The organism is Sphingomonas sp. 2378 (genome assembly GCF_038084995.1).
GTDB lineage: Bacteria > Pseudomonadota > Alphaproteobacteria > Sphingomonadales > Sphingomonadaceae > Sphingomonas.
On sequence record NZ_JAXCMJ010000075.1, the window covers coordinates 1 to 8322 of the forward strand.

At 66.8% G+C, this 8322-nt stretch carries 8 protein-coding genes and 1 pseudogene; 2 read left to right on the top strand and 7 right to left on the bottom strand.

Annotated features, from left to right (window positions below; all coding sequences use genetic code 11):
* Window positions 1-234: 234 nt before the first annotated feature.
* From SM191_RS18885 to SM191_RS18915, 7 genes are all read right to left on the bottom strand, one after another.
* Entirely contained in the window at window positions 235-954 is a 720-nt protein-coding gene (locus SM191_RS18885; RefSeq protein ID WP_341507557.1) for a DUF6796 family protein, read from the bottom strand.
* Window positions 955-963: 9 nt separating this feature from the next.
* Window positions 964-2562 carry a PepSY-associated TM helix domain-containing protein gene (locus tag SM191_RS18890; protein WP_341507558.1) on the bottom strand — a complete coding sequence of 533 codons (1599 nt, stop codon included), beginning with the start codon at window positions 2560-2562 and terminating at the stop codon, window positions 964-966.
* A gap of 6 nt (window positions 2563-2568) precedes the next feature.
* On the bottom strand, window positions 2569-2865 hold the full coding sequence (locus tag SM191_RS18895; RefSeq protein WP_341507559.1) for a hypothetical protein: 297 nt from the start codon (window positions 2863-2865) through the stop codon (window positions 2569-2571).
* Entirely contained in the window at window positions 2862-3137 is a 276-nt protein-coding gene (locus SM191_RS18900; protein WP_341507560.1) for a hypothetical protein, read from the bottom strand. Before SM191_RS18900 ends, SM191_RS18895 begins: the two co-directional genes overlap by 4 nt.
* Window positions 3134-3952 carry an alpha/beta hydrolase gene (locus SM191_RS18905; protein WP_341507561.1) on the bottom strand — a complete coding sequence of 273 codons (819 nt, stop codon included), beginning with the start codon at window positions 3950-3952 and terminating at the stop codon, window positions 3134-3136. The genes SM191_RS18900 and SM191_RS18905 overlap by 4 nt, the downstream gene beginning before the upstream one ends.
* Window positions 3953-3954: 2 nt before the next feature.
* The gene (locus SM191_RS18910; protein WP_341507562.1) at window positions 3955-6117 is read right to left on the bottom strand and encodes a TonB-dependent siderophore receptor; all 2163 of its coding nucleotides are present in this window, start codon (window positions 6115-6117) and stop codon (window positions 3955-3957) included.
* Window positions 6118-6319: 202 nt separating this feature from the next.
* Window positions 6320-6679: a hypothetical protein gene (locus SM191_RS18915; protein ID WP_341507564.1), complete on the bottom strand. Its 360-nt coding sequence runs from the start codon at window positions 6677-6679 to the stop codon at window positions 6320-6322.
* Here SM191_RS18915 and SM191_RS18920 point away from each other — a divergent pair.
* Both SM191_RS18920 and SM191_RS18925 read left to right on the top strand, forming a co-directional pair.
* A pseudogene (locus SM191_RS18920) lies at window positions 6675-6894 on the top strand (integrase); the annotation flags it as partial. The gene SM191_RS18915 and the pseudogene SM191_RS18920 sit on opposite strands and share 5 nt — an antisense overlap.
* A gap of 7 nt (window positions 6895-6901) precedes the next feature.
* Window positions 6902-8095, top strand: coding sequence for an IS91 family transposase (locus SM191_RS18925; protein ID WP_341507563.1), 1194 nt, complete (start codon window positions 6902-6904; stop codon window positions 8093-8095).
* The last annotated feature ends 227 nt before the right edge of the window (window positions 8096-8322 follow it).

Sequence of the window (8322 nt, forward strand, 5' to 3'; positions counted from 1 at the left end):
GGGCGGGGTTAACCCCGCCCGTTGCTTCACCTGCGCTTATGCGCGAAAACCACGGTCGGTCTCTGGTTGCCGCTGGATGAAAGACCGGGGTCACGTCATCGCGAAAACGCCAATGACGAGTGGTTACACGCACTGGCGTCACTTACTGGCATCACACACCATTGGCAATTGCCTACCGTTCTTTCTCTCTCCAGACTTGTCCATAGCGCTCCCAGCGCCAACGATTTCCTCTGCTCACCGGGCGAAGGTCCTGCCGCCATTCCAAAGTAGGATCGTGGACAGCGCATAGACGATGAAGAACCCGACATTGAGGACGGCGGCGAAGAACCATAGCCCGACGGGTGGCGGCAACGCAGCGCCGGTCGCGGCGAGCAACAGCGGTGCGACGGGATTAAGCACGACCGCCGACCAGCGGGGATAGCGGGTCGGGCGGGCAAGGATCGTCGCGCAGAGTAGCATCATGCCGAGCGCCAGCGGGATCACCGCCAGAAACCATGCCATCGCCTGCATCCGGCTGAACTGTGCGCCCAGCGTCAGCAGCGAGGGATGCGCCGCGTCGGGAAGCGTCGGGATCGCCTTGTACACCATCGCCGGGTAGTAGAAGGACGCGTGGCCGAGCGGCGACCAGGCGTTGGCGCAGAAGAGCAGCGCGAACGCGGCGAATGGGAGGGCGCCACCCGCCGGCTTCACGCCCTGATAGAGATGCCAGCTTCCCGCGAGATAGAGCGGGATCGACAGGTTGGCGATCATCGCGCCCGCCGCCAGCCGCGGCTCGTCGAACGGCAGCATCCATGCCAGCGCCTTGAACGGAATGCGATCGGCATAGTCGCGCAGCAGCAGCGGATATTGTTCGGGCGACGCCGACCCGCCGACCAGCAGGATATCGCCGATCGTCCAGCAGATCGCGCCGAGAATGCCGGCGATTCCGGCGGCCCGTATGGCGAGGAGGTTCATGCCATTCTCCTATGCGGTGGCGATGGTCGGGGCGGCCCAGACGCTGTCGCGCGGCCCGGCCACGGCCCGCCGCCGGGCCGCGCTTGCCATCGCGGCGAACCCCGCCGCGCCGAGGATCGCGACCAAATCAACCAGTCGGCTTGCGCCGGTATGGCTCCAGCCATGCGCCAGCATGGGGGACAGGATCGTGGAGAGCGGAATCGCGGCGGTCGCTATGGCTGCTACCCATAGCAGTTCCGATCCGCTGCGCGCCGCACCGCGCACCAGCGCCCAGATGACGCCGACGACGAATACGAGATAGTAGATGCGGCTATGCCATGCAGCGAGATCGCCCCGATCGGCAGGTAGCCACTTCGCGGCGGCTATCGTCAGCGAGATGCCCGCGACGCACCCCAACGGCACACCCACCGTCAGGCTCCCCAGGATACGGGTGGCACGGGTCTGCGTCACCATGCCCGCCTTGCGTTCCTTGCGGCGGCGGCTCTCGATCCACAGCAGATTGCCCGAGTAGAACAGGAACGCCCCAGCTAACCCAAGCAAGAAGTAGGACCAACGCACGGGGGCGCCGCCGAAACTGCCGAAATGCAGTGTGAAGAAAGACGTGACCGCCGCGAACCACCGCCCCTGCCGCCCCGGCATATAATCCGCCTCGGTGATCGCGCCGGTGCGGGTATCGATCTCCGCCATGCCATAGGTCGGCGCGCGCATTCCGTAGCGCGGGTCGACCCCGGCAATATCACCATGCGCGCCCTGCCGGGTATCGTAGCGATAGGTGATCGATCGCAGCGTAAAGCCAGGGGCCTGCGCCGTGATGCGCCGCTCCAGTTCGGCAGGCGACAGCGTGTCGCGCACCGCGTCATAGGCGGGCGGCCGTGGCGGACCGGGCGGCGGTGGCGCACGCCGCGCGACAGCCGCCGCGCCGGCCTGCTGCACCGCGCCCTGCACGTCGTAAATCTTGTCATGGAAGGCGAAAATGACGGCGGTGATCGCCATGACGATGTGGAACGGCAGGCTGAACAACCCGAGCAGATTGTGCAGGTCGAGCCACATCCGTTTCACATTCTTGCCGAAGCGCAGCGCGAACAGATCCTTCGTCAAACTGGGCAGCAGGCAGATGACGCCGGAAATGATGGCGACGGCATAGAGCAGCGAGATCACCCCCATGATCGGCATCGCGACCTCGCGATCGAGCGGCAGGCCGACCTTCTGGTGAAGCACGTCGACCAGTTCCGAAACCGGCGAGGCGTCCTGCCGCACCACCTGCAACGCCCCGTCGGGCGCCAGTGCAGCCAGGAAGGTCGGGCCGGGCGCCCGGCGGTTGCCGGTGGTCCAGCTCAGCCGCGCGGGCTGATTCGGGCCGGTGTCGAGATGGACGGTATAGGCCGCGCGCGCATCGGGCCGGGCGCGCAGCACCTTGTCGATCAACTCGGGCGTGCGATCCAGCGGCGGCGGCGCGGCAATGCCGGTCGGCGCGGAGGCCCAGCGGTTCAGCGGCTCCGCGAACATCGTGATCGCCCCGGCGTAGAAGGCGATGAACAGCGCCAGTCCCGCGACGATCCCGACCCAGCTATGAATGTCCTTATAGGTCTTTACGATATCGGTGCGCATCGACGATCACCCGAGAAGAAGGCGCGCGGCGACATAGAGCGGCCAGGCGACCAGATTGGCGAGCGCAAGCCAGCCCCAGGCGCGCGCGCTGCTGCGGAACAGGAAGCAGAGGCCGAGGATCGCGCACCAGATCGGCGACACCAGCCACATGGCGAACTGTCGCTGTGCACCGAAAGCGTCCGCATCGGTCGAGAACAGGGCCGCAAAGGTGCAGGTCAGCGCCAAGCTCAGGGTAAATCCCAGGATGGTGGCGGCGGAGGCCTTGCCGAACCAGTCGCGACTGGTAAGAAGCGGGCGGCTCATCGCGCCGCTCCCCGCCGGAACCGCCACCAGCCGATGGCGACCGGAACCACGCTCCACACCAGCATCGTGCCGGTGGCCCAGGTAAAGACGGCGGTCGCCGGTCCCTGTACCGTCAGCAGCAGGGCCAATGCGATCGACAGGAGCAGCGTCCCAACGATGCGACAGGGTCGTGCCGCGACGCCCGAGCGTATCAATGCCTGATGCCGCGTACTGGCATAGAGGCACAAGGCCCCGCCGATCATCGCCACCACCGCACACCAGACCGTGATCATCGGCCCGGCTCTGCAAAGGCAAAGCGGATCGCCGGAGCCATCGCCGCCAGCATCGTCGTCCCATGCGACTGGCCCGGCAGCGGCAGGAAGCGCGCCCGGCCGGCCTTCGCGTCACCATCGAGCGATCCGACCAGTGTGGCCGGAGATGCCGCCGCGCTATCGCCTTCGGCGATCAGGATGGGAGGCGCGTCCTTCACCGCGGCGGCCTCGCGCGTGATCAGGCCGTCGCCGAACCACAGCGACGGGCTGACCGCGACGACGCGATCGAACATCGCCGGGCGGGTCAGCGCAGCATGCAGCGCCAGCAGACCACCGAAACTATGGCCGAGCAACGTCTCCCGAGACCGATCGACCCGCCAACGCTGGCGAACGAGCGGCTGCACCTGCCGCTCTATCAGGTCGAGAAACGCCTCGGCCCCGCCGGTCTTCAGCCCGCTGGCGGGCATGGTCGCGGGGATCATCCAGCCCGGCGTGGCGGGCGTATAGTCGCGGACGCGCCGCTCCAGCGGCCCGGCTGCGATCCCGACCACGATGCCATCCACAACCCCGGTTCGTCCGCCCGCCTGCGCCAGCCGGCGCGCGGTCAGCGCCGCGATCGCGAAATTGTCCTCGCCGTCCAGCACATAGAGCACCGGATAACCGGCAGGCGGCGGCGGCGCCTCCGGCCAGGCGATCAGGATGCGATACGTCTCGCCGCCTTCGGCCTGGACAACCTGCTCGGCGCTGCGCGGCAGCGTATAGGGCGTCTCCGCCGGTGACCTGGCGGCGATCGGAGTGCCGGGTGCCGCCAGCGCGAGCATGATGGCCGGGATCATGCTCACCACCGATATTGCAGCCGCAGGTTCAGTGTGCGTCCCGACCCATAATAGCAGGACGCCGGCGACGAGCACAAAGCGACATAGCGATGGTTGGTCAGGTTGCGCGCATTAACCGACAGGATGATGCCGCTGGCAAAGGCCTTGCGCAGGAACAGATCATACAGGGTATAGCCGGGCACGCGATAGGCATTGGCCGTGTCACCATAGGACACACCGACATAGCGCACGCCGCCGCCCAGTCCGACGCCACCCAGCGGCCCGTCCTCGGCGAAGCGATAATCGGCGAACAGCGACCCCATCCACTCGGGCACCTGCGCCAGCCGGTTGCCCTGCTGCCCGCGCTCGCCCCGCGTGATCTCGCTATCCATATAGGTGCCGGTCGCGATCAGGCTCAGCCCGCCGACCAGCGTCGCCTTGCCTTCCAGCTCGACGCCGCGGATGCGCCCCTGCCCGGTCTGGACCTGGCATGTCGTGCCGCCGCAGACATGATTCGGGTCCGGGTCGGGGCTGGCGAGATTATTCTGGGTCAGTTGGTACAGCGCCGCGGTGAGCAGCGCGTTGCTGCCACGGGGCTGATATTTGACGCCAGCCTCATATTGCTCGCCAGTCGTCGGCTGAAAGGGCGTGCCGTCGAAATACTGGCCGGTCGTCGGCTGGAACGAGGTGGAATAGCTGGCATAGGGCGCCACGCCGCTCGGCGAGACCCAGGTTGCGCCCGCCCGCCACGTCAGCTTGTCGGCCTTGGTCAGCGTCACCGGGTTGGTGGCGCCGGTCGCCAGTTCGTTCACTTGGTGGTTCTTCGCCCAGTCGTAGCGCGCGCCCATGGTGACATGAAGTTGCCCTAGCGTGACCTGATCCTGGCCATAGGCACCGACCTGCTCCAGCCGCGCATTCATATAGACCTGCGGACTGAGCGTCTGGAGGACCCGGCCCAAGCCCTGCGATACGGGATTGAAGATGTCGGGCATCGGCGGGACGTTCGTCGACAGGTCGCGCAGGTGACGCCATTCGGTGTCGAGCATATCGACGCCCAGCAGGACCCGGTGCTCCAGCGGACCGCTGTCGATGCGGCCTTCGATCTTGGTATCCAGGCCATAGCCGTCCGAATGGCCGACGCCCTGCACCGCGCGACGATTGATCGTCTGTCCGTTGGCCAGCGTGCCGCCGCGCAGCACGGTGCCCTGGAACAGCGTCTCGACACGGGTGTAGCGGCCATTCTGCCGAAGCTCGAATCGGTCGGAGAAGGCGTGACGCAGTTCGTACCCCAACAGATACTCGTTGCGGTCATAGGTGTTGAACTGCGGCTCGCCCAGAAAGGCGTCGAGGCGGATATGGCGCCCCCCTGCCCCCGGCTGCCGCGATCCGACATCAGGCAGGAACTGGAAGGTCGATCCCCCCTCGTCGCGCTGATACTGGGCCATCAGCGTGATGCTGGTCGCGGCATCTGGCACCCAGCTCAGGCTAGGCGCGATATAATAGCGGCCCGTCTTGATATCATCGATCTGGGCATCGCCATAACGTGCCAGCCCGACGAGCCGCGCGCGGACCGTGCCGTCGGCGGTCAGCGGACCCGACACGTCCGCCGCGCCCTGATACTGCCATTTGCCGAGGCCGGTGAACCCGGCCCCCTGCAGCATGATCTCACCACGAGGGGTCGCGGTCGGCCGCTTCGTCACCAGATTGACGATGCCGCCCGGCGCCACCTGCCCGAACAGCACCGCCGAGGGGCCTTTCAGCACCTCGATCTGCTGGAGCGCGAAAGGATCGAAGGCGGTGCGCGTCCACTGTCCGCCCGCGGGCAGACGGATGCCGTCCAAGAACAGATTGTCGCTGAAGCTGCCAGCCGAGAAGCCGCGCACCGAAAAGCTGTCGGCCCGGCTGTCGATGCCGTCCTGCTCCGCCTGCACCCCGGCGGTATAGGCGAGCGCCTCGGTCACGCTATGGACCGCACGGACGTCAAGTTCCTCGCGCGTGATGACCGAGATGGATTGCGGCACATCGATCAGCCGGGTGGCGGTCTTCGTCCCCGACGTCGCCTCGGTCTGTCCGGTGGCCGTCACGACGATCTCGCTGTCGCGAAGCACGTCACCCTTATTCTCTTGCGCTGCGACCGGCCACGCCGCCGATGACAGCAGCAATCCCACACCCCAACAAATCTTCATAGGTCTCCCGCCCCTTGGTCGCCGCCTCCCCGGCGACGCTTCCTCGAAAAGTTCGAAGGGCCTCTAGTCAACGAGGATATTGCGAGTCAATCGCATTTGATAGCCTTCTGCTACGTCGGGAAGTTCGTTGCCCCTGCCTGATCCGAATATTTTCGGCTCACCAACCACCAAATCCTACGAGGCCCAACATGGCTTGCCGACCTTAAGGTCGCTCAGCGCTCCATCGATGCGCGGCACGCGCAGCGACTTCCGGCGGCAATTGCCAGCCGGCAACATCATCGGCGGACAGGCGCTGCGGCACACACCGATCGTTGACGATCTTCATGCCGGTCACTCTGCAGGACATGACATCGGCCAGCGAGCCCGAGGCTATGAAGTCCGGTAGCTGACGCCTCTGCGCATCGGATAACGCGTCCCAGATGCCATCACCCGGTCGATCCGCAAAAGCGTGCTTCGCCAGAAACGCGGTGCAGAGAATGCTAATCAGCAGCGCTGCCGTCAGAAGCGTCAGTAGGGTCGGACGCACCCACGATATCTGCTCGCGCAGCATGCGATAGGGCAAGCGGCGCAGCGTCCTGCTGCCGCACGGCTGGCTGTTCCCGGGCCGCAGCTACACCGACCCGATCTCGACGCGGCAACTCCACCGTGCTGTCCGGGCACAGCAAGCTGGAGACGACTGCGCTCTACACCAAGGTCGCGACGCGCACGATCCGCGCCGTCACCGGCCCGCTCGATCAGCTTATGGCACTCATGGAGGGCAGGACGCCCGCCGGGTGACGCCCGCGTGCGCGCCTCCATCGAGGTCGCCGACATCTTCCGCGCTGCCGGTCCCGCGTACCGGATTGCCCGCGCCGGGCATCTGAGCCTCGACCAGCTCAAGGTCATGTCGGCCATCGAACATTGCCGGACCGCCATCATGGGCGGACATATCGAGGCCTGCACCGACTGCGGGCACTGGCGGGTCGCCTATAACAGCTGTCGCAACCGGCACTGCCCGCGCTGCCAGGGCGCGGCGGCACGGACGTGGCTGGCCGAGCGCGAGGCCGACCTGCTGCCGGTCGGCTATTTCCACGTCGTCTTCACGCTGCCGGCCGAGGTCGCCGACATCGCGTGGCAGAACAAGGCGGCGGTCTATGGGTTGCTGTTCCAGGCGGCGTCCGAGACGATGACGACCATCGCCGCCGAACCGAAGCATCTCGGCGCGCGTATCGGCATCACCGCGGTCCTTCACACATGGGGCTCGGCGATGACCCACCATCCGCACATCCATATGATCGTGCCAGGTGGCGGGCTGTCGCCGGACGGCAGCCGCTGGATCTCGTCACGCCCGGCGTTCCTGCTGCCGGTGCGCGTCCTCGGCAAACTGTTCCGCCGCCTGTTCCTGACCCGACTGATGGCGCTGTACGAGGCCGGGCGGCTCGGCTTCCACGGCAGCCTCGCGCACCTCGCCGACCGGCGCGCCTTCCTGCGGCACCTGGCACCGGTCCGGAAGAAGCGCTGGGTCGTCTATGCCAAGCCACCGTTCGCCGGGCCGGAGACGGTGCTCGCCTATCTGTCGCGCTACACCCACCGCGTCGCGATCTCGAACAGCCGGCTCCTGCGCTTCGACGGGACCGGTGTCACCTTCCGCTACAAGGATTACCGCCGGGGCGGCGGCGACCGCCAGCAGGTCATGACGCTCAGCCCCGACGAGTTCATCCGCCGCTTTCTGCTCCACGTCCTGCCCAAGGGCTTCCACCGCATCCGCCACTATGGCCTGCTCGCCGGTGCCACCCGCAAGGCGCATCTCGAACGCGCCCGCGAACTGCTCGGGATTGTGCCGCCCGTGACCGAGGCCGTACCGGTTGAACCCGATGACGTTCGCCCACCATGCCCGTGCTGCGGCGGGCACATGGTCGTCATCGAAACCTTCGCGCGCTGGCGACAGCCCCGCGCGCCGCCGCAGCGCACCAACCCGACCGGGACCACCCAGCCATGACCCGGCATGGCTCGAACACATCTCGCCGTGCAAACCTTGCGCTTCCGGCAAGGACGCCGCTCGCGCCGCTGATATCACCTGCCGTGCGGACTGCCATCGCAGGCCCCGGCGCCAGGCAGCATCAGAGCCGAATACACACCCTGAAGGCTGTCCTGCCTCCCGCCATCGCGCGTCCCGGCAACCATCACGCGCGCCTCGCACCAGCGCAAAACCCCAAAACCCCATAG

Coding starts and splice junctions, on each gene's coding strand:
- SM191_RS18885 (WP_341507557.1), bottom strand. CDS start 954: ATGAACCTCCTCGCCATACGGGCCGCCGGAATCGCCGGCATTCTCGGC.
- SM191_RS18890 (WP_341507558.1), bottom strand. CDS start 2,562: ATGCGCACCGATATCGTAAAGACCTATAAGGACATTCATAGCTGGGTC.
- SM191_RS18895 (WP_341507559.1), bottom strand. CDS start 2,865: ATGAGCCGCCCGCTTCTTACCAGTCGCGACTGGTTCGGCAAGGCCTCC.
- SM191_RS18900 (WP_341507560.1), bottom strand. CDS start 3,137: ATGATCACGGTCTGGTGTGCGGTGGTGGCGATGATCGGCGGGGCCTTG.
- SM191_RS18905 (WP_341507561.1), bottom strand. CDS start 3,952: ATGATCCCGGCCATCATGCTCGCGCTGGCGGCACCCGGCACTCCGATC.
- SM191_RS18910 (WP_341507562.1), bottom strand. CDS start 6,117: ATGAAGATTTGTTGGGGTGTGGGATTGCTGCTGTCATCGGCGGCGTGG.